Below are 25,296 nucleotides of genomic sequence, written 5' to 3'. Positions count from 1 at the left end.
AAAATCGCAGCCTATGGTTGCGATTTTTTTTATCCGAATGAAGGACATTGCCCCATGGACAGATTCCAGGAAATGCAGGTCTTCGCCGCCGTCGCCCAGGACCAGGGCTTTTCTGCAGCGGCGCGTCGGTTGGGGATGTCGGCGGCCAGTGTCACACGGGCGGTGGCGGCGCTGGAGACGCGCATTGGCACGCAGTTGCTCACCCGTACCACCCGCAGCGTGCATTTGAGCGAGGCGGGGCAGCGTTATCTGGAGGATTGTCGGAGGATTCTCACCGAGGTGCAGGAAGCGGAGGATTCGGCGGCAGGCAGTCACGCACAACCCCGTGGGCAATTGACGATTACCGCGCCGGTATTGTTCGGAGAGTTATTTGTCACGCCAGTGATGGTTGATTATCTGGCGCAGTTTCCTGAGGTCAGTATCAATGCGCTGTTGCTTGATCGTGTGGTCAGTGTCGTCGAAGAGGGAATCGATGTGGCGGTGCGCATCGGCGATTTGCCTGACAGTAATCAGCATGCGATTCGTGTCGGCGAAGTGCGGCGGGTGATTTGCGGTTCGCCAGCGCTGATCGCAGCCCATGGCCGGCCTTCTCATCCGCAGGATCTGGTGCAGGCGCCGATCATTGCGACATCGGCCACGGGCCAGTTACGTAACTGGCCATTCCTTGAAAATGGCGATCCGCTGACGGTGCGCACGGAGGCTCGGCTGGTGGTCACCGCCAATCAGGCTGCCATCACGGCCGCCTGCCTGGGCCTGGGATTCACCCGTGTGTTGTCTTATCAAGTCGCGAGAAAAGTCGCGGCGGGTGAGTTGCAAATCGTCCTGGCTGAATTCGAACTGGCGCCGTTGCCGATTCATGTGATTTATCAGGGCGGGCGCAAGGCGCCAGCGCGAGTACGCAGTTTTGTCGACTTCACGGTGAATGCCCTGCGCGAGCATCCCGCTTTGAAGAACGAGGCATTATTGCTCTAGTTGAAATAATGGATTGCGTTTGCTGGTTATTCTGTTGTTTCGGTAGCAGGTGGAAGATGACAACCCATCGGCGCCGACACTTTCCAATTGGCGCCTCCACCCAGCGGAGTCGACCATGCAAGCCATCAAACTCTACAACTTCCCACGCTCTGGCCATGCTCACCGTGTGGAGCTGATGCTGTCCCTGCTGCAACTGCCAACCGAACTTATCTTTGTCGATCTGGCCAAGGGCGCACACAAGCAGCCGGATTACCTGGCGCTCAATCGCTTTGGTCAGGTACCGGTGATTGATGATCAAGGCGTGGTGCTGGCCGACTCCAACGCGATCCTGGTCTATCTGGCGCAGAAATATGGCAACGGTCGTTGGCTGCCCACCGATCCCGTCGGTGCGGCCAAGGTGCAGCGCTGGTTATCGGTCGCCGCCGGGCCGATTGCCTTTGGCCCGGCAAGAGCAAGGCTGATCACCGTGTTTGGTGCGCCTTACAACCCTGAAGAGGTGATCGCTTACGCCCACACCGTGCTCAAAGTGATCGATCAGGAACTGGCCGCCACCCCATACCTTGTCGGCAATGAGCCGACCATCGCCGACGTCGCGGCCTACAGCTACATCGCCCATGCGCCGGAAGGCAATGTGTCGCTGGACGACTACGCCAACATCCGCGCCTGGCTGGCGCGCGTCGAAGCCTTGCCAGGGTTTGTCGGCATGCCGCGCACCGTCGCCGGCCTGCAAAAAACAGCCTGATGCTCACGGCCCGATTCAGTCGGGCCGTTCTTGTTGCGCGATAAGCGCAGGGGAGAAGCCGTTATGGACCGTTCACCTTGGCACGCTGGCGAGAAACAGTTGCAGGCTCACGTAGGTGTAGCCGAGCGAATGGACACATTAGGTCGTAGGGTGATTCGCGGCGAGATGCCCGATCAGCACCGCCAGTTCTATCAGCAACTGCCGTTCATGCTGTACGGCGCGGTGGATGCTGACGGCAACCCTTGGGCCAGTGTTCTTGAAGGGCCGCCGGGTTTTGCTCATTCTCCAGCGCCTGCGCTGTTACAGTTCGACAGTCTGCCCGGCAGCGACGACCCAGCGCAATTGCAAGACGGCGCGGCGATCGGCCTGCTCGGTATCGAGTTGCACACCCGGCGTCGCAACCGTATGAATGGCCGGGTCGGTGCTGTGACTTCGAGCGGCTTCGGGGTGACGGTGGACCAATCGTTCGGCAATTGCCCGCAATACATTCAATTGCGCCAGTTTCGCTCGGTGCCCCTGGCGGACCCGTCGACCCGTGTCGCGCAGCATCTCAACGCGCTGGATGACGCGGCCCAAGCCATGATCGCTGGGGCCGATACCTTCTTTGTCGCCAGTTATGTGGACGTCGACGGCCAACGCTCGGTGGATGTTTCTCATCGCGGTGGTCAGGCCGGTTTCGTACAGGTGGAAGGTAATCGCCTGACCATCCCGGACTTCGCTGGCAACCTGTTCTTCAACACCTTGGGCAACCTGCTGATCAATCCTCGGGCCGGTTTGCTGTTCATCGATTTCAATACGGGCGATCTGCTGCACCTCAGCGGCCGCGCGGACGTCATCCTCGAAGGCCCGCAGGTCGAGGCTTTTCAGGGGGCCGAGCGGCTCTGGACCTTTGAGGTAGAGCGCGTTGTGCGCCGGCCTGCGGCGCTGGCCTTGCGCTGGCGCTTTGACGGCGTGTCGCCCACCAGTTTGCTGACAGGCACCTGGGCGCAGGCAAATGCACGCCTGCAAGCCAAGGCCCTGGGCGATCACTGGCGGCCGTTGCGGGTGGCGCGCATCGAACAGGAAAGCCACAACATCCGTTCGATCTATCTGGAGCCCGCTGATGACGCCGGGTTGCCGGTGTTCCAGGCCGGGCAGCATTTGCCGCTGCGCTTCAATATTGCCGGCGATGTGCACATCCGCACGTACAGCCTGTCGAGCGCGCCGTCCGATGATTTTTTCCGCATCAGCGTGAAGCGTGAAGGCCTCGTGTCGTCGCACCTGCATGAGCAGATCCGGGTCGGTGATGTGCTGGAAGCCCGCGCGCCCCAAGGGCATTTCACCGTGGCGTCCCATGAGCGTCGGCCGCTGGTGCTGTTGGCGGCTGGCGTCGGCATCACGCCGCTGCTGTCGATGGTGCGCGAGGTGGTGTATCAAGGCCTGCGCACGCGGCGTATTCGTCCGACCTGGTTTTTCCAGAGTTCGCGGACCCTGGCCGATCAGCCGTTTCGCCCGGAACTGGACCGTTTGCTGGATGGCCTCGGTGACGCGGTGCGCGTGCGGCGGTTGCTCAGTCAGCCTGAGGCGGAGGCTCGCGAGGGTGAAGATTTCGACCTGACCGGGCGGATTGACGGCGACTTGCTCAAGACGATGCTTGAGGCGGAGGACTACGACCAAGTGGACTTTGTCCTCTGCGGCCCGGGCAGTTTTACCCAGGGGCTGTACGACACGCTGCGGGAACTGGACATTCGCGATTCGAGGATTCATGCCGAAACCTTTGGCCCGTCGACACTGCGTCGCACGCCAGACCCGGATGCGGTGGTCATCGAACAACCACCGGCCGCCACGGTTTCAGTGCCCGTTGTGTTCGAGCGCTCGGCCAAAGAAGCGCGCTGGCAGCCGGATGGCGGCAGTTTGCTGGAGTTGGCGGAAAGCCGCGGATTGCGCCCGGAATTCAGTTGCCGTGGGGGTTCCTGCGGGACCTGCAAGACGCGTCTGATCAGTGGCGCGGTGAATTATCCACAGCCTCCGGCGGAAGTGCCCGATGCGGGAGAGGTGCTGATTTGTTGCGCGGTGCCGGCGCAGGGGTCGCAGCCGTTGGTGCTGGACTTGTGACCCTTCGGGCTAACACAGAAAACCCGTGTGGGAGCGGGCCTGCACGCGAAAGCGGTGTATCAGCCAACTTCAATGTTGAATGTTAAACAGCCTTCGCGAGCAGGCTCGCTCCCACATTGGGCCGGGGTTGGCCTGAAAAATACTGCGAACGTCCTACAGACTTGAGTGTTCGGGAGGACGATTCCGACACGTTCTAGCGGTTGTCGTGTCGGAAGTCGGGGGGATAGGCTTTGGAGGTCGCTGCACATCAGCGATCGGGCGTCGCAGTCCGTTCAGTTCATTTGGTGCATAATCGCCGGCCCGCTTGATGGCGGCTGTGCGCGGGATACCCTCGGGTATGCCGAGTTTCCGAATGGCTCGGTCTGCGACCCCGCGTACAGCTGCCTCCCTCACATCGCGTCGCAGCGATCAGTGGCAGCAAAACCCTTCATTCGGAGTGTCACCATGATTAAAGAAACACCAAATCCCCCGGAAACCGACGACGTTTCCCCTTACGAATCCATCGATTCCAAAAAGCTCAACGAAGCCGCCGAGCGCGCGCTGGATCACTACCTCAACCCCTCCGCCCTCAAATCCCCCGCGACCCGCAAACCCAGCACGATGTTCATGATCGCGCCGGACATCAAAGACGAAGACCTGCTGGCCCACACCTGTGAATCCTTGGCCCAGGCCAATGTGATGGCGAGTGATTTTGCGGGGTACCTGGAAGGACCGCACCGGCACACAGCGATGGCGATTCAGCAGATCGTCATGCTCGCGGAGCTGGCGGTGAACCGGATGCTGGACAACGTGGCCGTAACAAACACCGCGCCACACCGCTAAACCCCTGTAGGAGCGAGGCTTGCCCGCGAAGGCGGTGTGTCATTCAACATTGATGTCGACTGACACACCGCCTTCGCGGGCAAGCCTCGCTCCTACAGATTTCAGGCGTAGGACAGGGATTTCTCTTCCAGCAGTTCTTCGTACAACGCCGTCCACTTGCGGCCCATTTCATCGGCGGTGAATAACTGCCGATAACGCGCCTCAGCCTTCACGCCCATTGCTGCCGCACGCACCGGGTCTTCCCACAACGTGCGCATTGCTTCTCGGAACGCCTGTGGATTACTCGGCGGCACCACCAGCCCGGTTTCGTTGTGGATGTTGATGTAGCTGGTGCCGGTACCGATTTCGCTGGAGATCATCGGCTTGCCGTACATCGCGCCTTCGAGCAGCGAGATGCCGAACGCTTCCGAGCGTAGGTGCGACGGAAACACCACTGCGTAACTCAGCTCCAGCAAAGCAACTTTGTCCTCGTCACCCAACCGCCCCAGAAAGTGCAGATTCTGTAACCCCAATGCCTTCGCTTGGGCATGCAGTTCGGCCTCCAGCGGTCCGGCCCCGACGATCACCACCGGATAATTCAGCCCTTGCATCGCGTCGAGCAGAATATGCAGGCCCTTGTAGTAGCGCATCACGCCGACGAACAGGAAGAACCGGTCGCCGACTTGTTTGCGCCAGCGTTCAGTACGTGCAGCGTCAGGCTGTGGATAACCTGACTTGTCCAGCCCGTAGGTGATGACGCGGGTTTTCTCGCGGTAGTCCTGAAGCACATCGCTGGTGTGAAAGTAGTTGGGGGAGGCTGCGACGATTCGGTCGGCGCTGTCCAGAAAACGACGCATCAATGGACGGTAGAGCTTGAGCAAATGGCGCTGGCGAATGATGTCCGAGTGGTAACTCACCACGCAGGGTTTTTTAGTGGCGCTGAAAAAATGCACCAGGTCCATGAAGGGCCAGGGGAAGTGGTAATTGACCACGTCCGCCTCAGCCGCCAGCTCACGAAATTGCCTGAAGACGCTATAGGAAAAACCGGTGGAGGCCATCTGGAAATCCATCCGGGCCTGATGAACCTGATGATGACGGATCTGTATCGCGCCAGGTGCCGGGTTGTTGCTCAACGTCAGTACCGTACTGTCGACCGAGTGGCGCGCACCGCTTTCGCAGAGTTGAAAAATGACTTGTTCGATGCCACCCATCGAGTCCGGCAGGTAGGTCTTGTAAAAGTGCAGTACGCGCATATCAGTCTCCCATAGCCTGGCGGTAAGCGCGGGCCGTGGCCTTCGCGCAACGCTCCCAGGAAAAAAGCTTCGCTTGTTGCAAACCGGCTTCGCGACAGACCTGCCAATGCAGCGGGTCGTCGATGAGTCGGATCATGGCATCGCGCAAGGTGTCTGGATCGTCCGGTGCTATGTAGTTGCCGGCGTCGCCCGCGACTTCCGGCATGGCCGAATGCTGGGTCAGAATCACCGGGGTGCCGCTGGCCATGGCTTCCAGGACGGGCAGGCCGAACCCTTCGTACAACGAGGGAAAGATCAACGCCCGGGCGCCGGCCAGCAGCTGTGCCAGTGCTTCATCGGGCAGATACCCGAGCAGGCACACATCCCCGGTGGCCAGGGCGGCGCGCAATTCATCACTGAATTGTTCGCCTTGCCAACCGGCCATGCCGGCGATCAGCAGGGGAAAACCCTGGCGCACGGCTGCCGGTAATAGGGCATGGGCGCGCAGGGCCAGCGTCAGGTTCTTGCGCGGCTCGAGGGTGCCAACACACAGGAAGTATTCCCGCGCCTCGACGCCGTGACTCTTGAGCACCGCGTTAATGGCTTCAGGCTCCCGTGGGTGGAAACGTGCGGCCACGCCCAGCGGTGCGACGACAATACGCTCGGCCGGCAGTGCGAAATACGCCTGGGCTTCGTCGGCAATGTACTGCGAGTCGGTAAGAATCAGACTCGCTCGCTGCACGCCGTCGGCCAGGCGCCGCTCGATTTCCCGCAGGCGCGAGGGGGGTTGCGTGTCGGGGTAGTGCAGGTGCGTCAGGTCATGCAGGGTGATGACCGTCGGGCCGTCGAACGACAGCGGCCACAGGCTCGGTTCGTGATAGAGGTCGATGGTTTTCGAGCGTCCTTGATCGAAGCGTTTCTGCTCCAGCCAGCGCCGGGCTTGATAAGCCCCCGGAATTTGTCGCAGCAACGGCGTCAGTCGCGAATAGCCGGGCATGGCGGCTTCTGGCAAGTCCGAACTCCAGCCCCAACCGTGGAACAGTGCGAGTTCGACATCGGGCTCATCAGCAAGCGCGTTCGCCAGTTCGGCGACGTAATGGCCGATGCCGGTGCGCGGGGCTTGAAGGATCCGGGCGTTAAGGGCAATTCGCATGTTGCCTCTCTTGCACGACCGGCGCGTCTACCAGATTGCGCAGGGTGCGTTCAGCCAGTTGCGCACTGGCTTCACGCCAGCCGATCCACTGCCAGTCCGCCACGCTGCGAGCGGCCGGGAATTTCCCGGAGCGTTCGAAACCGGTGACCAGGTCCGCCAGGCTTTGCGGTTCGGCGAGGTCAAAGTACGCCATGAACTCGCCACCGATTTCGCGAAAGATAGGAATGTCGCTGCCCATGGCCGGCAAACCGCGCTGCATGGCTTCCACCAGTGGCAAGCCGAAGCCTTCAACCCACGACGGAAACACCAGCGCGCTAGCGTGGGAATAGGCGTGTTCGAGGCTGGTGTCGCTCAGGTCGTTGAACATGAACAGGCGTTGGTTCAACTGTGGGTGGTTGCGCACGCGGGCGAGCAGGGCGTCGCACTTCCAGCCGATGCGCCCGGCGATGCACAGCCGGGCTTGCGAACCTGAGGCCCAGGCACGTTCGAACGCGTCGAGCAGGTAATCGTGGTTTTTACGCGGCTCGATGGTGCTGACCATTAAAAACACCGGCTCCGGTGTTTTGAACACGCGCGTCAGTCTCGGCTCGACGGCGGCGCAGGCTTCGCTCAGGTCCAGTTCGGAGCCGAGGTGAAAATAATCGAACCACAACGTATCGGCTTTGGCCGGACCCAGCCGACGCTGCAATTCTTCACGCACCTGATCGCGCACCATGGCGGAGATCGCCACGTAGCCGTCGGCGGTCTGGGTGATCCAGTTGAACCACTCGTTGAAAGTCTGCACCAGCCGCGTGTCGTAGAACTGTGGGTGAGTCAGCGGGATGAGGTCGTAGATCACCGAAACGATGCCCACGCCTTCACGCTTGAGCTGTTCGGCAAACGGGAAGAAATCGCTGTGCCAGGAAGAATCCAGCAACACCAGTTGATCACCCGGCTGATGCTGCAATGGCGAGCACCGTTTGGGCAGTTGATATTGGTTGATGGCGTCGATCAGGCGCAAAGGAATGCTGAAGCAGGTGATCGCCGTGAGGCGGTAGGCCACGTGCAGCAGGCGCTTGACCACTCGCGAGTGACTGCGATTGTGCAAGCGTTGATGCAGTTGCCAGAAACGATGAGCCAGCCGCTCCAGTCGCCCACCGAATGTCATCAGCCCATCAAAAAACGGGATGTTCAACGCACCGAGTTTGAGCACCCGATAGAGTTTGCCCTTGAGCATCACCACTGGAATGCACTCAACACCGTCGACGCTAGCCGGCAATTGATTGATGACGTTACGCACCACCCGCTGGATGCCCGAATTGACTTTGGGGTGCAGGAACACGTGGGTGCATTCCACCAGAAGGCGCGTCATGGCGTGCGCTCCGAAACAATCGAGTCGGAGCGGGTAATGGTGGTTTGCGCCGCCAGCCACGAGCAGCCGACGAAGTCTTCATGCCGGTTGTTGATCACATGGAACACCAGCCCGTAATCGCGCCATTCGTAGTTGCGATCCAGATGCGAGTCCAGCCGCGACAAGCTCAGGGACACGGAATAGTTGCCCTTGCCCAGGCCCATGACGAAGGAAAAACGGTACGTGTAACGCTCCCCGGCGTGCAGATCGGTCAGGGCCTTGTCCTGGCGATGGGTGTTGATGCCATACATCATTTGACCCAGGCGGTCCTTGAGGATGAAACCGAGCACCAATCGCTCGATGTCCTGGCGGACTTCGACCTGGACTTCCAGCACCACGCTCTGACCGACCTCGGCGGCGTCGATGGAGCGTTCGTTCTCGTCCAGCATCCGCACACTGAGGATGGCCGCTTCACCGGTGCCGGACACGGTCTGGACTTCGCCGCCGGCGAGCATTTCCTGACGGACCACCTGGCCTTCACGCTCGGCCATCAGGGCGTTGTAGTAATCCAGGACCGCTTCGGGTTTGCCGTACATGGCCATGCGGCCGTCTTTGAGCAGGATCGCCGAATCGCAAATCGACTGGATGGCCGAGCGATCATGGGAAACGATCAGCAGGGTGGTGCCAGCCTTGCGGAAGCTGCGGATGCGTTCGAAGCTCTTGTGCTGGAAGTAGGCGTCGCCCACGGAGAGGGCTTCGTCGACGATCAGGATGTCCGGACGCTGCGCGGTGGCCACGCTGAACGCCAGGCGCATCTGCATGCCGCTGGAATAGGTTCGCACCGGATGGTCAATGGCTTCGCCGATTTCCGCGAAACTTTCGATCTGTGGCATCAGCGCTTCGATGTCATCGACCTGCATGCCCAGTAATTGCCCGGCCATGATTGCATTCTGTCGGCCGGTAAAGTCCGGGTGAAAGCCCATGCCCAGTTCCAGCAGGGCCGCCACCCGGCCTTCGAGCTCGATCTTGCCGCACGTCGGTTGGGTGGTGCCGGTGATCATCTTCAGCAAGGTGCTTTTGCCTGCGCCGTTGACCCCGACGATGCCCACTGCCTCACCGGGGGCAATCTCGAATTCGACGTCTTGCAGCACCCAGTGCTGGTGGTGGCGCAGGGGCGAAAACGGAATCAGCCACTCGGCCAGTCGGCTCCAGCGGGTCGGGTATTGCTTGTAGGCCTTGCCCAGGCCGGTGACGCGAATATGCCCCATCAGAGTTCATCCACCATTTCACCGACGCGCTGGCGAAACAGACGCAGCCCGATCAGACAGAACACTAAGCCCGTGACAAAAATCGGCAGCAGCGAACTCCAGACCGGCCATTGCCCATAAAGAAACATGTTTTGATAGCTGACGATCAGGTTGGTCAGGGGGTTGAGTTGCAGCAGGCGCTGCACCCAGTCCGGCAGGATGCTCATCGGGTAGACAATGGGCGTCAGCCAGAACCAGAATTGCAGGCAGATGCCGAAGAGTTGCCCGACATCCCGGAAGAAGACATTCAACACGCCGAGTATCATTCCCAGCCCGGCACAGAACATCATTTGCAACGCCATCAGCGGTATCAAGGCGAACAACGCCATTCCCGGCCAACGTCCGGTGATCAGCAGAAAGCCCAGGAACAGGGCCATGATGATTGCGAAGTTGATGCCCGCGTTAAACAGCACAATTACCGGCAGGCAGATCCGTGGGAAGCTGATTTTCTTCAGCAGGTTGGCGTTTTCCAGAAACATGTTCTGGCTGCGCAAGGTGATTTCCGCAAAGAGTCCCCAGGCGAGCAGGCCGGCACAGAGGTAAACGCTGTAGGCCATGCTGTCATCCACGCCCGGCAGGCGCGCGCGCATGATGTGGGAAAAAATCACGGTGTAGACGATGATCATCGACAGGGGGTTAAGCACCGGCCACAGAGCACCAAACAGCGAATTGCGATAACGCGCCTGAAACTCACGCTGGACGCTACCGAAGATAAACCCTCGATAACTACGCAGCGTGCGGTATAGGGAAAGCAGCATTCAAACCGTCCTGCCGTATTGGTCTTCGAAGCGAACGATATCGTCCTCTCCCAGGTATTCGCCGCTTTGCACTTCGATGATCACCAGGTCGATCACGCCCGGGTTTTCCAGGCGATGCTTGTGACCGGCGGCAATGAAGGTTGATTCGTTCTTGGCCACCAGATGGGTGCCGGCGCCGTTGTTGGTGACCTTGGCCATGCCTTCGACGACCACCCAGTGTTCGTTGCGGTGGTGGTGCATTTGCAGCGACAGCTTGGCGCCAGGCTTGACCACGATGCGCTTGATCTTGAAGCGCGGGCCTTCCTCGAGCACGGTGTAGGTGCCCCAGGGCCGGCTGACCGTGCGGTGCAGGCGATAGGCCTCGTGCTTTTTGTCCTTGAGCTGCTTGGCCACCCGGCGCACATCCTGTGCGCGATCGGCGTGGGCCACCAGCACCGCGTCGGCGGTGTCGATGATGATCAAGTTATCCACACCCACCGCGGCTACCAGCCGGTCTTCGCTCTGGACGAAGTTGTTGTGGCTGTCGACGAACACCGCGTCACCGCTGGCGCGGTTGTTTTGCGCATCCGCCGGCACCAGCGCGGCCACCGCGCCCCAGGAGCCGATGTCGCTCCAGTCAAAACCGGCGGGCACCACCACCACTTTGTCGGAGCGTTCCATCAAGGCGTAGTCGATGGAAATGTCGGTGATTTCGGCAAACAACGCCGGGGATAATTCCTGCTGCAGGCACCCGGCCGTTTCCACGGGGGCGCTTTGCGCCATGCAGGTTTGCGTCTGCTCCAGCAGCTCGGGGGCATGGATCTGCAATTCGGCCAGCACGGTCGTCACGGAGAAACAGAACATCCCCGAGTTCCACAGGAACTTGCCGCTTTCCAGGTAATGGGTGGCGGTTTGCAGATCCGGTTTTTCGACGAAACGCTGCACTTTGGCGGCGCCTTTTTCGTCCAGTGCCGCGCCGGTCTCGATGTAGCCGAAACCGGTCTCCGGGGCCGTCGGCACCACGCCGAACGTCACCAGGAAACCATCCTTGGCCAATGCCACGGCGTGTTCGACCGCAGACTTCAAGGCGTTTTCGTTGAGGATCAAATGGTCGGCGGGCATCACCACCATGATCGCGTCATCGCCGTGCAGGGCTTGCAGTGACAGGGCGGCGGCGGCGATGGCCGGGGCGGTGTTGCGGCCTGTCGGCTCCAGCAGAAAGTGCCCGCGATGGCGACTCAGCTGCGCCTCCTGATAGTGATCCTTGCTCTGGAAGTAGTAGTCGCGGTTAGTCACCGTGACGATATCGCCCCAGCCATCAAGCAGACCGGCCGCTCGCCGATAGGTTTTGCCCAGCAGCGACTGACCGTCGGGCAGGGTCATGAACGGCTTGGGATGGCCCTCGCGGGACACCGGCCACAAGCGAGTACCGGCACCGCCGGAGAGAATCACAGGAATCAGCATGGCCTACTCCTTGGCGACGCGTTTCATGTCCGCATCCATCATCATGCGGATCAAGGTATCCAGGTCTGTTTTTGGCTTCCAGCCCAATACGCGCTGAGCTTTGGCCGGGTTGCCGAGCAGCACTTCGACCTCGGCCGGGCGGAAGAACGCCGGGTCAATCTTCACGAAGTCGCGGTAGTTCAGGCCCACGTGATCGAAGGCGATGCGGCACATCTCGCGCACGGTGGTGGTCACGCCGGTAGCGACCACAAAATCGTCAGGCTTGTCCTGTTGCAGCATCAGCCACATGGCTTCGACGTAATCACCGGCAAACCCCCAGTCGCGTTTGGCGTCGATGTTGCCCAGCAGCAATTCCTGCTGTTTGCCCTGTTTGATGCGGGCGGCGGCGTCGGTCACTTTGCGGGTCACGAACTCGATGCCGCGCAGGGGCGATTCATGGTTGAACAGGATCCCGCTGCTGGCGTGCAGGTTGAAACTTTCGCGATAGTTCACGGTGATCCAGTGACCATACAGCTTGGCCACGCCGTAAGGGCTGCGCGGGTAGAACGGCGTGTTCTCGTCCTGCTGCTCGGCCTGGATCAGGCCAAACATTTCGCTGGTAGACGCCTGGTAAAAACGCGTGTGCGGACTGAACTGGCGGATCGCTTCGAGCAGGTGAGTCACGCCCAGCCCGTCAACGATGCCGGTGGTGACCGGTTGATCCCAGGAGGCCGCGACAAAGCTTTGCGCCGCCAGGTTGTAGATTTCGTCCGGAGCGGATTTGATCACCGCGCGCTGCACCGAGCAGGCATCGGCCATGTCACCGTCCAGGTAAACGATGTCCCCCTCGACTCCCATTTCACGCAAACGCCAGCGTGCATCGCTGCTGCGACGCGCCACCAGACCGTGGACCTTGTAGCCCTTGTCGAGCAGCAATTTGGCCAGATACGCGCCGTCCTGACCGGTGATCCCCGTGATCAATGCACTTTTTGTCATTCTTCTTTTACTCGCTTCTCCCAGTCGGACAGGATCGCCCGCAGGGATTGTTGTGTTGTGATTTCAGGCGTCCATCCTGTGGTCTGGGCGAGCTTGGCAGAGCTGCCACAAACGCGACGCTGATCCGCGCGGCGAAAACGCGCAGGATCCTGAATCAATTGCAGGTCGACCTGGGCGAGGTCCCCCAGTTGTTCGATCAGGCTGCGGATGCTCTGCTCGCGCCCCGAGCAAATGTTGTAGACCTGTCCCGGCGTACCCTTTTCCAGCAGCGCCAGATAGGCGGACACCACATCGCCCACGTCCAGGAAGTCGCGTGTGACGTCAATGTCCCCGACTTCCAGTTGCGGGGCTTGCAGGCCTTGTTTGATACGGTTGATCTGGCGGGCGGCGCTGGCGATGACGAAGCTGTCTTTCTGGCCGGTGCCGATGTGGTTGAACGGGCGTGCGACCACGACCGGCCAGCCTTCGCTCAGGCCCCATTGCAGGCTGAGGAACTCGGCCGACAGTTTGCTGACGGCATAGGGATTGCGCGGGCAGGGTGGCTGGTGTTCGGTAATGGGCAGGTCTGACTCGGTCACTTGCCCGTAGACGTCGCCGGAGCTGACGTACAGGAAGGTCCCGTTGAAGCCACGGGCCTTGAGTGCCTGAAGCAGGTTCAAGGTGCCGAGCAGGTTGATCGTCAGCGTGCGTGCCGGATCGCGGAAGGCTTCGGGGACGAAGGTCTGGCCGGCCAGGTGAATGACCGCGTCGGGCATGTCCGGCCAGAGGCCGTCGAGGGAGCCTGGCTCGCCGAGATCGTAGCGGGCGGCGACAGGCAGAAGCTCCCATTCCGAGGCATCAGCCTTCAGGCGGGTTTGGATGTGTTGTCCTACGAATCCACTGAGACCCGTAACGAACAGACGCTTTTTCAAACAGCGGCCCCTTGGTCGTGCATTTCGTCCATTCCCCACAGGCTTTATGGAGATGTCTGACAGACCGGGTGGATTCCTTGGTCGAAAGACAGGCGAAACGTTTGTTGTAGTTGTTTGGTAGCCAATCTGTGCCAATTGCGCGGCAATTTCAACAGGTCCCACCGTGACTGGTCAGTTCTCGTCAGCGAAGCCCGATTTATTCTCGCCGGGCGGTTCACGAATCCTCAGCGGATGTGTTTAGAATGCCCCTCGTCACGATTACCCAGGGTTCGGCCGGGTGGTATTCACACCCCGCGAAGCTGACCATTAAAACAAGAACGTAGACGGGCAAGAAGGCGCTGGACGACGACTGGCAAACGCCGGGTCGATCCGTGGCTTTGCCGTCATAGAGTGGGGCTGCCGGGATGGCGGTTTCATCGTGGGATGCCATGAACTTCATTCTTTACTCGGACGTCAACGACAGCTCCATCAGTCAGAGCCTCGGTCGTCCCGAATACAGTTATTACTTCGTGCTCAAGGCTTATCGCCCGGTGCTCGAAAGCCTCGGGCGGGTGCATGTGGTGTCCTCCACCGCCGAGGTCGATCCTCTCTATCGACAATTGCTGGCCACCGGCGAAGACAGCCTGTTCCTGTCGTTCACCCCGCCGCAGAAAACCCCGAACGATCTTGAATGCCCGACGATCTGCGTGGTGGCCTGGGAGTTCGACTCCATTCCCGATGAGCAATGGGATAACGACCCACGTCAGGACTGGACGCAGATGCTGGCACGCCAGGGCCGGGTCATCACGCTTTCCAGCCACACGGCCCGGGCGATTCGGCGGGCCATGGGCGAAGATTTCCCCGTGCTGGTGTTGCCCACGCCCTTGTGGGAGAACTTCGCGGCCATTCGCAGCCACCACGCCAGCGCGCCGGTGAATACCGGTTCGACGCTGGAGATCAAAGGCTGCATCTTCGATACGCGCACGCTTGGGCTGTCTGCCGACGCGCTGATTCCCGTACCGCCGAGCGCCGAGGAACTGGCGGCGCTGGAGGCATTGAAGCCGCCGCCGTTGACGCTAAAACGTCGCTTCGTCATCGCTCGCCATTACCTGCACATGTGGCGTCGGGACATGGGCAAAACGCTGCCCGTCCCGGTGCATCGCACGCACTTTCTGAGCCAGTGGTATTGGGAAGGCATCCGCGATCTTCTTTCCGATACCGCTCATGCACGGCTCGCCGAGTATCTGCCGGCTATCGCTGGCCCGCAGACGATGGCCGTGCCGGAGCCTGCACCGCGGGATTGGCCGGACACCACTTCCCGGGTTGAAACCCAGGTGGATGGCGTGGTGTACGTCACGGTGTTCAACCCCCGTGACGGTCGCAAGAACTGGCATCAATTGATCACCGCATTCTGCTGGGCCTTTCGCGAAACGGATGATGCCACGCTGGTGCTGAAGATTACCCAGAGCGACCTGTCGTCCTACTACGACGAGCTGATGACCTTGCTCGCGCAACTCTCGCCGTTCGCCTGTCGGGTGGTGGTGATGCACGGTTACCTGGATGATCCGCAATACGCCCGGTTGTACGAAGCCGCCAGTTATTACGTCAACGCGTCGCGCTGCGAGGGGTTGTGCCTGCCGCTGATGGAGTTCATGGCCAGCGGTAAGCCGGTGATCGCCCCGGACCACACCGCCATGGAGGATTACATCGATGAGCGTGTGGCGTTTGTGGTCAAGTCCAGCGAAGAGCTGACCATCTGGCCACAAGACACCCGGATCATTTACCGGACCCTGCGTTATCGCCCGGACTGGGGCTCGCTGAAAACCGCCTACGAAAACAGCTACCGGACGGCCAAGGAGCAACCGCTGGAGTACCGGCGCATGTCGGGCGATGCGGTCGAGCGCATGCACGACTACTGCGCCTTCGCCCCGGTGCAGAAGCGCCTGGCGGATTTTTTCGGGCTGACGCCGCAGGCTTTGCCGGTAGCGGCCGTGACGGATAACGCCTCATGCTGATCATCATTCATTCGGAAACCAACCAGCACACCATCGCCCAGAACCTTGGCCGTTCGGAGTACAGCTATTACTTCGTGCTCAAGGAATACCGGCCGGTGCTGGAACGTCTGGGGCGCGTGGTGGAAGTCAGAGACCCGCAGACCGAAGTCGATGCCTTGTACCGCGACGCGCTGTCCCGAGGTGAAGACTGCGTGTTCCTGTCGTTCTCGCCGCCGCATTGCACGCCGGTGCACTTCGCCTGTCCGACCTTGCCGGTGTTTGCGTGGGAATTCAGCACCATTCCCAACGAACCCTTTGCGGGTGAGCCGCGCAATGATTGGCGCACGGTATTGCGTGCTTCAGGCGCGGCGATTACCCATTCCAGCTACACGGTAAACGCCGTGCGCGAGGCGATGGGCGCCGACTATTCGATCGTCGCGGTGCCGGCGCCGGTGTGGGATCGATTCTCGGCACGCGGCGCCCAGTTGCAACGTCAGCCACTGGCGAGTCAGGTGCGCCTGAAGATCAAAGGCCTGGTGGCCGACAGCCGCACCCTGGACTTGCGAGCCTTTGGGCCGGCGTCGTTACGCGAAGGCGAAGGTATCGATTTCGAAGCACCGCCCCGTGAACACGAACTGGTGCTCGACGGCGTGATCTACACCTCGGTGTTCAACCCGGGTGATGGGCGCAAGAATTGGGAAGACATGCTCAGTGCCTTCTGCGTGACGTTCCGCGAGGTGGATGACGCGACGCTGGTGCTCAAACTGACCCACCACGATGCCGAAGAAGCGCTGACCGACATCCTTCACCATTTGTACAAAAACCAGTCCTATCGCTGCCGCATCGTGCTGATCTACGGCTACCTCGCGGATTCGGACTACGAGCACCTGGTGCAGGCAACCCGCTTTGTGGTCAACACCTCTTACGGCGAAGGCCAGTGCCTGCCGCTGATGGAGTTCATGTCCTGCGGTAAACCGGCGGTCGCGCCACGCACCACGGCGATGATCGATTACCTGGATGCCGATAATGCGTTTCTGATCGACTCCACCGACGAGCTGACGGCCTGGCCCCACGACCCGCGCAGGGCGTTCCGAACCCTGCGTTACGTGACGAACTGGGAATCGTTGTGCCGCGCTTATCGGGCCAGCTATGACGTCGCCAAAAACGACGCCGAGCGTTACGCGCAGATGTCCGCGCATTCGGTGGCCAGCCTCGAAAAATTCTGCAGCCAGGCCACCGCCGAGCAACGACTGAAAGCCTTCTTCGCGCAGCTCCTTGAAACCCGCGTCGCTCCGGATACCCGCGAAGCATGATCCGCGCAGTGTTGAATGGGGTGGAAAACAGGGCAACGTCCAGGAGGACGGCATGAATAACGACAGACGGATCATGGACATCGAGTTGTTGCGCGGCATTGCGGTGCTCGGTGTGTTGTTTCATCACCTGCAAGACAGCCTGTTTGCGGCCCCGGTGCCGCTGTTGCAAGCCATCACCGCGTGGGGTCAGCCGTGGTGGGGCGTGGATCTGTTTTTCGCCATCTCCGGGTTTGTCATTGCGCGCAGCCTGATCCCGGCGTTGCAGGGTTGCAGCACCCGTCAGGAGTACTGGCAGCAGACGCGTAACTTCTGGCTGCGCCGGGCCTTTCGATTGCTGCCGTCAGCGTGGTTGTGGCTGGCGCTGATGTTGCTGGGCTGCATTTTTCTCAATCGCTCCGGAGCGTTCGGCACGCTGCACGCCAACCTTCAGGCGACCCTGGCCGGGGTCGGGCAGTACGCGAACTTCCGCTTCGCCGACAGCTTCTATAACTATGAGTACGGCACCAGTTTCGTGTACTGGAGCCTATCGCTGGAGGAGCAGTTTTACCTGTTGTTTCCGCTGCTGATTCTGATCTGTCGCAAGCACCTGGTCTGGGCCTTGCTGGCGCTGGTCGCGGTGCAGTTGTTCACGTTGCGCACACCGATCTTGATGGTGGTTCGCACCGATGCGCTGGCACTCGGCATCCTGTTGGCGATGTGGAGTGCGCAACCCTCGTATCTGCGCTGGGAGCCGACGTTCCTGCGCCGTCCGTGGGCCGGGGTGACAGCATTGGTCGCGCTGTCGCTGGTGCTCAGTTTCATGGCGACGGATCGCTTCACGTTCACTCATTACCGCATCGGCACGATCGCGTTGTTGTGCGCGGTGCTGGTCTGGATCGCTTCCTACAATCGCGACTACCTGCTGCCACGGGGCGTGTTGAAGAACCTGATGACGTGGGTCGGCAGTCGCTCCTACGGGATCTATCTGATCCACATACCGGCTTATTTGCTGGTGCGCGAATTCACGTTCCGCTTGCAGGGCGCCGGTCTGCCCAATCCCGGCGGCCATCCGATCCTGACACTGATGATTGCTGGCGGTTTGATCGCTTTGTTGAGCGAACTCAACTACCGCTTCATCGAAATGCCCATGCGTAACCGCGGTGCCTCGCTGGTCAAACGCCTGGGCACGTCCCGAACAGCCGCCCAAACCTCTGGAGCTACCTCATGCTGAGCCTTTTGAAGAAACTCACGGCGGGTACGCCCGTTCCCGTGGCGCCTGTGGCGGACACGGTCGAGAAGGTCGATCCGTACATGCTCGGCCTGCACGACGCAATGCTCAGCGGCTGGTTCAATCAGCAAACCGGCGAGCTGTTCACCGGGTTCCCGGTGACCGCCGAAGACACGCTGCTGGACGTCGGCTGCGGTGACGGCGGTAACGTGCATTTCTGCGGCATGCGCGGGGCGAAGATCATCATCGCCGACATCGACGCGGCCAAGGTCGAAGCCACCCGACAGCGCCTGAGCGACACACCGGCGCGTGACGTCGAATGCCACGTCACCGACTGCAACCCGCTGCCGATTGGCGATGCGACGGCCACTCGCGTGGTGTCCACCGAAGTCATCGAACACGTGGACGATCCGGCGCAGTTCCTTGCTGAACTGGTGCGTGTCGGCAAACCGGGCGCGTTGTATTTGCTCAGCGTCCCGCACCCAAGCTCCGAAGACCTGCAAAAAGACATCGCCGCGCCCGAGTATTTCCAGAAGCCCAACCACATTCGCATCATCAGCGAAGAGCAGTTCAAGGCGATGGTCAGCGACGCCGGCCTGGAAGTGCTCAGCCACAGCCAGTACGGGTTTTACTGGTCGATGTGGATGCTGTTGTTCTGGGAAGCCAAGGTCGATTTCAGCAATCCTGACCACCCGCTGCTCAACCACTGGGCCGACACGTGGCAGGCCATTCTGGCGTCGCCCCGTGGCGCGCAGATCAAACAGGCGCTGGACGCGGTCGTGGCGAAAAGTCAGGTGATCATTGCCCGCAAGCCCTTGGTGTAGCCACTCTCTGTAGCCGCTGCCTTGTGGTGAGAGGATAAATCCCCTCACCACAAAGGCTCGCTCCCACAGGTTTTGTGTACCCTGTAGCCCTGTGTTTCCAGGATCAGGGATTTCATGTTGTTAGTTCGTCTTTCTGTCCTGCTTGTTGCTCTGGCACTGCTCAACGGTTGCGAACAAACAGACGCGCCGCCGCTCGATCAGCAACTCTACGTCTGGCAACGGCAATGGACGTCAGCCCATGACGCCGCCCTGCAAGACAGTCGCGCGGACTTTTCGACCTTGCGGGTGCTGGCCTTGCAGGCGTTTCCTCAGGCGGGCTGGAGCCGGGCGCGAGTCGATCCGGCGCTGCTCAAGCGCGATGGCCGACCGCTGATTGCGGTGATTCGCCTCGACGGCCAGCTCAAGTCGCTGGATCAGGACGACGTCACGACGCACATCCAGCAAGTGCTCAGCGAGTGGCAAGGGCAGGGGCTGACGCTCTCTGGCGTGGAAATCGACCACGACGCCGGTAGCGCCCGGCTACCGGCTTACCGCGAATTTCTTACTCACCTGCGCACGGCTTTACCCACCGCTTTGCCGTTAAGCATCACCGCATTGCCGGCCTGGCTCGACAGCCCTGAATTGCCGGCACTCTTGGCGACCGTCGACAGCAGCGTGTTGCAGGTGCATGCGGTGAGTGATCCGCGTCGTGGTCTGTTTGATCCGGATCAAGCCAGGAAATGGGTAAACGCCTGGAGCCTCATCACCTCAAAACCCTTTTACCTGGCGCTGCCCGCCTATGGCGTGGCCCTGTTGCCGGGCGCCAGCGGTGCGCCGGTCGTGGAAAGCGAAGTGCCTGTCGGGCGAGCCGGCCAACGCCGGGAATTGCTGGCGGATCCCTTGCAACTGAGCGCACTCGCCGCCGAGTTGCGCGCCGATCCACCGACGCATCTGGCCGGTCTGATCTGGTTTCGTCTGCCGCTGGTGGGTGATCGTCGGGCCTGGAGCCTGAACACGCTGAGGGCCGTTGCTCGCGGAGATTCGCTCGATAGTCGGTTAAGTTTGAAACTCATCGCGCAAGACGACCTCTATGACATCAGCGTTAGCAATCAAGGCAACCTCGACAACGCCTGGCCCGAACGCGTCACGCTGGCGGTTCGCGGCTGCGACGGTGCCGATGCGCTGGCCGGTTACGCATTGCAACAAAGCCCGGATCTGCTTACCTTCACCCGCCTGCGCGACGGCCGGATACCGGCCGGCGAGCAGCGCGCCATCGGTTGGGCTCGCTGCGCACACATTGATCAAGGAGGTTCGAATGTTCACCCGTAACTGGCCCCGCCATGTGCTTTGCCTGAGCCTCAGCCTGCCGCTGGGTTCAGCGTTGGCCTGCGGGCCGGACTTCCCGATGCGCTTGCTGGACAACCGCGCCCAGTCGCTGGCGGAGCTGCCGGAAGGCAACTTCCAGTTCGAGATCAATCGCCTGGGGCATGTGATCGCAGGGCTCAAGAACGTCGAGTCATCCCCTTACGGCCTGGAGGCAACCGACTACGCCGAGCAGCGAGACAAGGCCGAGCAGGCCGGGTTGACGGCGGAGCAGCAAGCCCTGGTCAAACAGTTGCGCGCGCTGACCGATGCCCGTCAAGTCGAGACCCAGGGCGCGAGCCTGCCGGCCGAGCTTCGTTTCTATCTGGCGGGTGCGGTGGGGTTCAACGCCGGTGATCATGCGCTGGCCGCCGAGTACTTCCAGAAAGTGCTGGCGCTGCCGGCGGATCAACGCGCCTTGCGCAGCACCTGGGCCGCTTATTCATTGGGCCGGACGCTGTTTGCCCAGAGCGCCGAAGCAGACGCAGCGCCTGACCTGTTGGCACAGTCGCGCAAAGCCTTCGAGCAGGTCCGTCAGCTGAGCATCGACGGCTTCAGCGACCCGCTGGAACTCGGTGTCGCCAGCCTCGGCGAGGAGGCCCGCGTGGCGCGCACCGCTGGCGACTGGAACAGCGCCATCAATCTGTACGCCACGCAAAATCGCCACGGTTCGGCGGTGGGTTACACCTCGCTGAAGCTGTTGATGGCGGATCTGCTGGCGATGCCTGAAGATCAGTTGACCGAGTTGCTCAAGGGCAAACCGGTGCAACAACTGGTGACGGCGTCGCTGATCAGTCGCCTGGGCTGGTCATTCGGTGATCAACCGCCGAATGAACTGAAGCTGATCAAACTCCTGCAAAGCAGCACCCGGGGCAGTCTGGACAACGCGGACCGACTGGCGGCGATGAATTATCAACAGGGCGATTACACCAGCGCCAAAACGTTCCTGGAGCATGCCGGGGACGGCGGTCTGGCGTGGTGGCTGCGGGCGAAACTGGCGTTGCGTGAGGGTGACAAAAGTGCAGCGGCTGCGGCGTATGCCAAGGCGGCCCAGGCCTTCCCGCAGAACGAATCGTGGGGCGAGCGACGCACGCCTGACTATGATTTCGAAAGCCTACAACCCAAGTGCCGGGTCGAGGGTGAAAGCGCGATCCTGGCGCTGCAACGCGGGGATTACCTGCAAGCGTTCGATCAGCTTTATCGCAGCCAAAGTATCTATTGGTTCGATGCCGCGACCGTTGCCGAGCGCGTGCTGACCGTCGATGAGCTCAAGCATTACGTCGACACCCAAGTGCCGGCGCCGCCAGCGCTCAGCCAGCAGGATCGCGACAACTACGTGCCGTTGCCGGTGGCGGCGCAACTGCGCAATCTGCTCGGGCGTCGATTACTGCGTGAAGAGCGCTACGACGAGGCGCTGGTGTATTTCGACAACCCCGATCTACAGAAAAAGGCCCGGTTGTATGCGCAACAGCGTCAGCTCGCTGATTCAGCGTGGTGGCCGACCAAGCGTGCGTCTGCTCTGTTCAACGCAGCCTGGACGGCACGCGAGTGGGGCATGGACATTCTGGGTTATGAAATGGCCCCGGACTACGCCACGTTTGGCGGCAATTACAGCCTGGAGACGACTGAACTGAAGGTCGGCCCCTTGGTGGCCGAAAGTGAAGTCCAGCGCCAGCAAGCCAGTGCCGCGAAGCCCGACGAGCGCTACCACTATCGATTCGTCGCCACGGCCTTGGCCAACCGCGCCGCCGATAACCTGCCTCACACCAGCCAGGCTTTTGCTGCTGTGTTGTGCTCGGCGGCGGGGTGGAACAGCAGCCTTCAAGACCAAAGTGCGCTGTACCAGCGCTATGTCAAAGAAGGGCCCTATGTGGCTTGGGCGGTGGATTTCGGCCACCAGTGCCCGTATCCCGACTTCGAGAATGCCAGCAAACGATATGTAACCCAGGCGACTGACGCCGCCCGTTCGGCGCTGCGGCCGTACAAGTGGCCATTGCAGATCGGTGGTGTTATCGCGGTGACGGCCGCGGCGCTGGTATTGATCAACCGGCGCCGCCGTAAAGCGCAGTAAGGCTCATGCCTGTTGAACAAAGGTCAGCCGCACCGCGAAGCCGATCAACAGGCTGCCGAACACCCATTGTTGCAGGCGCTGGGCCGAGGGGCTGCGTTGCAGCCAGCGGCCCAGCGCGGCGCCGGTCAAGGCATAGGCGCTGTCGAACAGCAAACCGACGCCGACCAGCAGCATGCCCAATACCGCAAATTGCGCGAGCACCGGCCCGGCGTGAGGGTTGATGAATTGGGGCAATAACACTGAGCAGAACAGCAACGCCTTGGGGTTGAGCAGGTTGGTCAGCAAGCCGCGCTGGATGGAGGCCCGCCAGCATGGTTTTTCGCCGGTTGCGTCTGCGCCATCCAGGTTCGGCAACATCGTGGTTCGCAGGCACTGAATGCCGATCCACAACAGGTAGGCGGCTCCCGCCAGGCGCACCACGTCGAAGGTCCACGGCGCAGCCTTGAACAGCGCCGCCAGCCCCAGCGCGGCCAGCGCCACATGACATCCACGAGCAATGCCCAGACCCACCGCCGTTGCCAACGCCGCGCCTTTGCCCTGACGGGCGCCGGTCTGCAGCAGCAGAATCATGTCCGGGCCGGGCAACAGATACACCACTGCCAGCGCCATGAAAAACAGCCAGAGTCCTTCCACGTTGCACCCCATTCGTTGTTGATTCGGTAGCGCCAGTCTAGGGTTGAAGGGTGGGGCAGGTGCTTGCGAAGTCAGCTTCTAAACGCTGGGTAATTGGCATAACCTGCCACTTTGTGACGATCAAACCACCAGGATCTGCCAAGCCATGAAGCTGGACGCCTACGACCGCAAGATTCTCGCCGCCCTGCAACGGGACGGTCGCCTGAGCAATGTGCAATTGGCCGACGAGATCGGTTTGTCCGCTTCCCCCTGTTTGCGTCGGGTGCGGATGCTGGAGGAGGCCGGCGTGATTCGCGGCTATCAGGCCAACCTTGATCGTGACGAAGTGGGACTTGGGCTGACGGTGTTTGTCGGGGTCAAGGTTGAGCGCCACAACGATGAGCAGGCCGAAGCCTTTCGCCTGGCCGTCACCGCACTGCCGGAGGTGATTTCGGCATTCCTGGTGTCAGGGGAATCGGATTTTCTGCTGCAAGTGGTGGTGCCGGATCTACGTGGGTATGACCGCTTTCTCACCGAGCGCCTGCTGAAATTGCCGGGTGTAAGTGATATCCGCAGCAACTTTGCGATTCACACGGTGAAGACGCCGGGGGCGTTGCCGTTGGGGCATTTGCCGCTTTAGACCGAGCAGGATCGATCCCACGCGGACGGTTCGACGCCTCGACGTGGGAACGATCATCTGGCAGGCGGGCTCACATCTGCGTCGCCATCCCCTCCACATTCATCGCCGCCTGACGCAACGCCTCGGACCGCGTCGGATGCGGATGGCACGTCAGCGCGATGTCCTCCGCCGAAGCGCTGAACTCCATCGCCACGCAATACTCACCAATCATTTCGCTGACGCTGGGTCCGACCAGGTGAACGCCGAGAATCTCGTCGGTGCGCTCATCGGCCAGCACTTTGGCGAAGCCTTCGGTTTCGTGGTTGATCTTCGCCCGGCTGTTGGCGGTGAAGGGGAATTTGCCGACTTTGTACGCGCGACCTTCTGCCTTGAGCTGCTCTTCAGTCTTGCCGACGCTGGCCAGTTCAGGCTTGGTGTAAATGACATTGGGGATCAAGTCATAGTTGACCTCGCCCGCCTTGCCGACGATTTGCTCGATGCACACCATGCCTTCATCTTCGGCCTTGTGGGCGAGCATCGGCCCGGACGTGACATCGCCGATCACCCACACGCCCGCAGCGTCGGTGCGATGGCCCTTGTTCGCGAGCATGCCGCGCTTGTCGGTGGTGAGGCCGACGTTTTCCAGACCCAAACCCTCGGTGTAAGGCCGACGGCCGATGGACACCAGCACGTAATCGGCCTCAATCGTCTCGGCAGTGCCGCCCGCCGCCGGCTCCACGCTGAGCTGAACGCCGTTTGCGGACGGGGTGGCGCTGGTCACTTTCGAGCTCAACTTGAAGCTGATGCCCTGTTTGCTCAGCGAGCGCTGCAGGGTTTTGCCCGCCTCAGCATCCACACCGGGGCAGATCCGGTCGAGAAATTCGATCACGGTCACCTGGGCGCCCAGGCGGCGCCACACTGAACCCAGTTCCAGGCCGATCACGCCGGCGCCGATCACTACCAAGTGCTTCGGCACTTCGGCCAGCGACAGCGCGCCAGTGGAATCGAGGATGCGTTCGTTATCGATCTGGACGCCGGGCAGGGGAGTGGGCTCGGAGCCGGTGGCGATGACGATGTCCTTGGCACTCAGTTCGGTCTTGCCACCTTGGTTGTCGGTCACCGTCACTTTGCCCGGCCCGTCGATGTGGCCCCAACCTTTGATCCAATCGACTTTGTTTTTGCGAAACAGAAATTCGATGCCCTTGGTCAACCCGGCCACGCTTTCATCTTTCTGCTTCATCATCTGGGCGAGGTTGAGAGTGGGTTTGACCTCGATCCCCAGGTTGGCAAATTCCGTTCCCATGGCGGCGTCGTAGAGTTCCGAGGCATGCAGGAGTGCCTTGGAGGGCATGCAGCCGACATTCAGGCAGGTGCCGCCGAGGGTCGCCCGACCTTCCACGCACGCTACTTTCAGGCCCAGTTGGCCTGCGCGGATCGCTGCGTTGTAACCGCCGGGGCCACCGCCCAGTATCACGACGTCATAAGTGCTCATGGATGTACTCCTGGACTGAAAGGGAAATGGGCTGGGTAAACGTAGTCTTTGAATAAAATTATGAGCGTAATATGTGCGTTTACGGCTATTTCGGTCAAGGCTTCAGCGTAGCGACAGGTTGGGCAT

General features: G+C 61.1%; 21 protein-coding genes. 11 read left to right on the top strand and 10 right to left on the bottom strand.

Annotated elements, in window-relative coordinates; translation table 11 throughout:
* The first annotated feature begins 54 nt into the window (after nucleotides 1–54).
* The 4 genes from JIO00_RS29575 (at nucleotide 55) to JIO00_RS29560 (ending at nucleotide 4,630) form a co-directional block, all read left to right on the top strand.
* Nucleotides 55–972, top strand: coding sequence for a LysR family transcriptional regulator (locus tag JIO00_RS29575; RefSeq protein WP_010465452.1), 918 nt, complete (start codon nucleotides 55–57; stop codon nucleotides 970–972).
* Between the two features lie 115 nt (nucleotides 973–1,087).
* Nucleotides 1,088–1,714 carry a glutathione S-transferase family protein gene (locus tag JIO00_RS29570; protein ID WP_083375401.1) on the top strand — a complete coding sequence of 209 codons (627 nt, stop codon included), beginning with the start codon at nucleotides 1,088–1,090 and terminating at the stop codon, nucleotides 1,712–1,714.
* A gap of 63 nt (nucleotides 1,715–1,777) precedes the next feature.
* Complete coding sequence (locus tag JIO00_RS29565) at nucleotides 1,778–3,808, top strand: 2Fe-2S iron-sulfur cluster-binding protein (protein WP_169857233.1); 2,031 nt, start codon at nucleotides 1,778–1,780, stop codon at nucleotides 3,806–3,808.
* A 444-nt stretch (nucleotides 3,809–4,252) separates the two neighbouring features.
* Nucleotides 4,253–4,630, top strand: coding sequence for a DUF6124 family protein (locus JIO00_RS29560; protein WP_102595285.1), 378 nt, complete (start codon nucleotides 4,253–4,255; stop codon nucleotides 4,628–4,630).
* A gap of 101 nt (nucleotides 4,631–4,731) precedes the next feature.
* Here the strand turns inward: JIO00_RS29560 and JIO00_RS29555 are convergent, their stop codons facing one another.
* The 8 genes from JIO00_RS29555 to JIO00_RS29520 are packed head-to-tail and all read right to left on the bottom strand — an operon-like array spanning nucleotide 4,732 to nucleotide 13,718.
* Nucleotides 4,732–5,862, bottom strand: coding sequence for a glycosyltransferase family 4 protein (locus JIO00_RS29555; protein ID WP_200667344.1), 1,131 nt, complete (start codon nucleotides 5,860–5,862; stop codon nucleotides 4,732–4,734).
* Between the two features lies 1 nt (nucleotide 5,863).
* A complete protein-coding gene (locus JIO00_RS29550) occupies nucleotides 5,864–6,994 on the bottom strand; it encodes a glycosyltransferase family 4 protein (RefSeq protein WP_200667342.1) in 1,131 nt (376 codons plus the stop codon).
* The gene (locus JIO00_RS29545) at nucleotides 6,978–8,345 is read right to left on the bottom strand and encodes a glycosyltransferase family 4 protein (RefSeq protein ID WP_200667340.1); all 1,368 of its coding nucleotides are present in this window, start codon (nucleotides 8,343–8,345) and stop codon (nucleotides 6,978–6,980) included. Before JIO00_RS29545 ends, JIO00_RS29550 begins: the two co-directional genes overlap by 17 nt.
* The gene (locus tag JIO00_RS29540) at nucleotides 8,342–9,592 is read right to left on the bottom strand and encodes an ABC transporter ATP-binding protein (RefSeq protein WP_010465439.1); all 1,251 of its coding nucleotides are present in this window, start codon (nucleotides 9,590–9,592) and stop codon (nucleotides 8,342–8,344) included. The genes JIO00_RS29545 and JIO00_RS29540 overlap by 4 nt, the downstream gene beginning before the upstream one ends.
* Nucleotides 9,592–10,389, bottom strand: a complete 798-nt coding sequence (locus JIO00_RS29535; RefSeq protein WP_083375406.1) for an ABC transporter permease — start codon at nucleotides 10,387–10,389, stop codon at nucleotides 9,592–9,594. Before JIO00_RS29535 ends, JIO00_RS29540 begins: the two co-directional genes overlap by 1 nt.
* The gene (locus JIO00_RS29530) at nucleotides 10,390–11,832 is read right to left on the bottom strand and encodes a mannose-1-phosphate guanylyltransferase/mannose-6-phosphate isomerase (RefSeq protein WP_077748510.1); all 1,443 of its coding nucleotides are present in this window, start codon (nucleotides 11,830–11,832) and stop codon (nucleotides 10,390–10,392) included.
* A gap of 3 nt (nucleotides 11,833–11,835) precedes the next feature.
* Nucleotides 11,836–12,807 (bottom strand): GDP-mannose 4,6-dehydratase, encoded by a 972-nt coding sequence (gmd, locus tag JIO00_RS29525; protein WP_010465433.1) that lies wholly within the window; start codon nucleotides 12,805–12,807, stop codon nucleotides 11,836–11,838.
* Nucleotides 12,804–13,718 carry a GDP-mannose 4,6-dehydratase gene (locus tag JIO00_RS29520; RefSeq protein WP_102594447.1) on the bottom strand — a complete coding sequence of 305 codons (915 nt, stop codon included), beginning with the start codon at nucleotides 13,716–13,718 and terminating at the stop codon, nucleotides 12,804–12,806. Before JIO00_RS29520 ends, gmd begins: the two co-directional genes overlap by 4 nt.
* A gap of 428 nt (nucleotides 13,719–14,146) precedes the next feature.
* Between JIO00_RS29520 and JIO00_RS29515 the strand changes: the two genes are divergently transcribed.
* The 6 genes from JIO00_RS29515 (at nucleotide 14,147) to JIO00_RS29490 (ending at nucleotide 22,447) form a co-directional block, all read left to right on the top strand.
* The gene (locus JIO00_RS29515) at nucleotides 14,147–15,712 is read left to right on the top strand and encodes a glycosyltransferase (RefSeq protein WP_234452918.1); all 1,566 of its coding nucleotides are present in this window, start codon (nucleotides 14,147–14,149) and stop codon (nucleotides 15,710–15,712) included.
* Nucleotides 15,706–17,004, top strand: coding sequence for a glycosyltransferase (locus JIO00_RS29510; RefSeq protein ID WP_154912714.1), 1,299 nt, complete (start codon nucleotides 15,706–15,708; stop codon nucleotides 17,002–17,004). The genes JIO00_RS29515 and JIO00_RS29510 overlap by 7 nt, the downstream gene beginning before the upstream one ends.
* Nucleotides 17,005–17,056: 52 nt before the next feature.
* Nucleotides 17,057–18,214 (top strand): acyltransferase family protein, encoded by a 1,158-nt coding sequence (locus tag JIO00_RS29505; protein WP_102594444.1) that lies wholly within the window; start codon nucleotides 17,057–17,059, stop codon nucleotides 18,212–18,214.
* Complete coding sequence (locus JIO00_RS29500; RefSeq protein WP_200667336.1) at nucleotides 18,208–19,035, top strand: class I SAM-dependent methyltransferase; 828 nt, start codon at nucleotides 18,208–18,210, stop codon at nucleotides 19,033–19,035. Before JIO00_RS29505 ends, JIO00_RS29500 begins: the two co-directional genes overlap by 7 nt.
* A gap of 114 nt (nucleotides 19,036–19,149) precedes the next feature.
* A complete protein-coding gene (locus tag JIO00_RS29495; RefSeq protein ID WP_200667334.1) occupies nucleotides 19,150–20,343 on the top strand; it encodes a DUF3142 domain-containing protein in 1,194 nt (397 codons plus the stop codon).
* Nucleotides 20,330–22,447, top strand: a complete 2,118-nt coding sequence (locus JIO00_RS29490) for a hypothetical protein (protein ID WP_200667333.1) — start codon at nucleotides 20,330–20,332, stop codon at nucleotides 22,445–22,447. The genes JIO00_RS29495 and JIO00_RS29490 overlap by 14 nt, the downstream gene beginning before the upstream one ends.
* A 3-nt stretch (nucleotides 22,448–22,450) precedes the next feature.
* On the opposite strand, the gene JIO00_RS29485 is transcribed toward JIO00_RS29490, so the two are convergent.
* Nucleotides 22,451–23,080 carry a LysE family translocator gene (locus JIO00_RS29485; protein WP_144443394.1) on the bottom strand — a complete coding sequence of 210 codons (630 nt, stop codon included), beginning with the start codon at nucleotides 23,078–23,080 and terminating at the stop codon, nucleotides 22,451–22,453.
* Between the two features lie 145 nt (nucleotides 23,081–23,225).
* On the opposite strand from JIO00_RS29485, the gene JIO00_RS29480 reads away from it, so the two are divergent.
* Nucleotides 23,226–23,699, top strand: coding sequence for an Lrp/AsnC family transcriptional regulator (locus JIO00_RS29480; protein ID WP_010465412.1), 474 nt, complete (start codon nucleotides 23,226–23,228; stop codon nucleotides 23,697–23,699).
* A 70-nt stretch (nucleotides 23,700–23,769) separates the two neighbouring features.
* Here the strand turns inward: JIO00_RS29480 and lpdA are convergent, their stop codons facing one another.
* Complete coding sequence (gene lpdA / locus JIO00_RS29475; protein WP_102594441.1) at nucleotides 23,770–25,170, bottom strand: dihydrolipoyl dehydrogenase; 1,401 nt, start codon at nucleotides 25,168–25,170, stop codon at nucleotides 23,770–23,772.
* Nucleotides 25,171–25,296: the final 126 nt, after the last annotated feature.

It is taken from the genome of Pseudomonas sp. SW-3 (assembly GCF_016615645.1).
In the GTDB taxonomy this organism is placed as follows: domain Bacteria; phylum Pseudomonadota; class Gammaproteobacteria; order Pseudomonadales; family Pseudomonadaceae; genus Aquipseudomonas; species Aquipseudomonas mandelii.
This window is presented reverse-complemented; position numbering and strand designations above follow the sequence as displayed.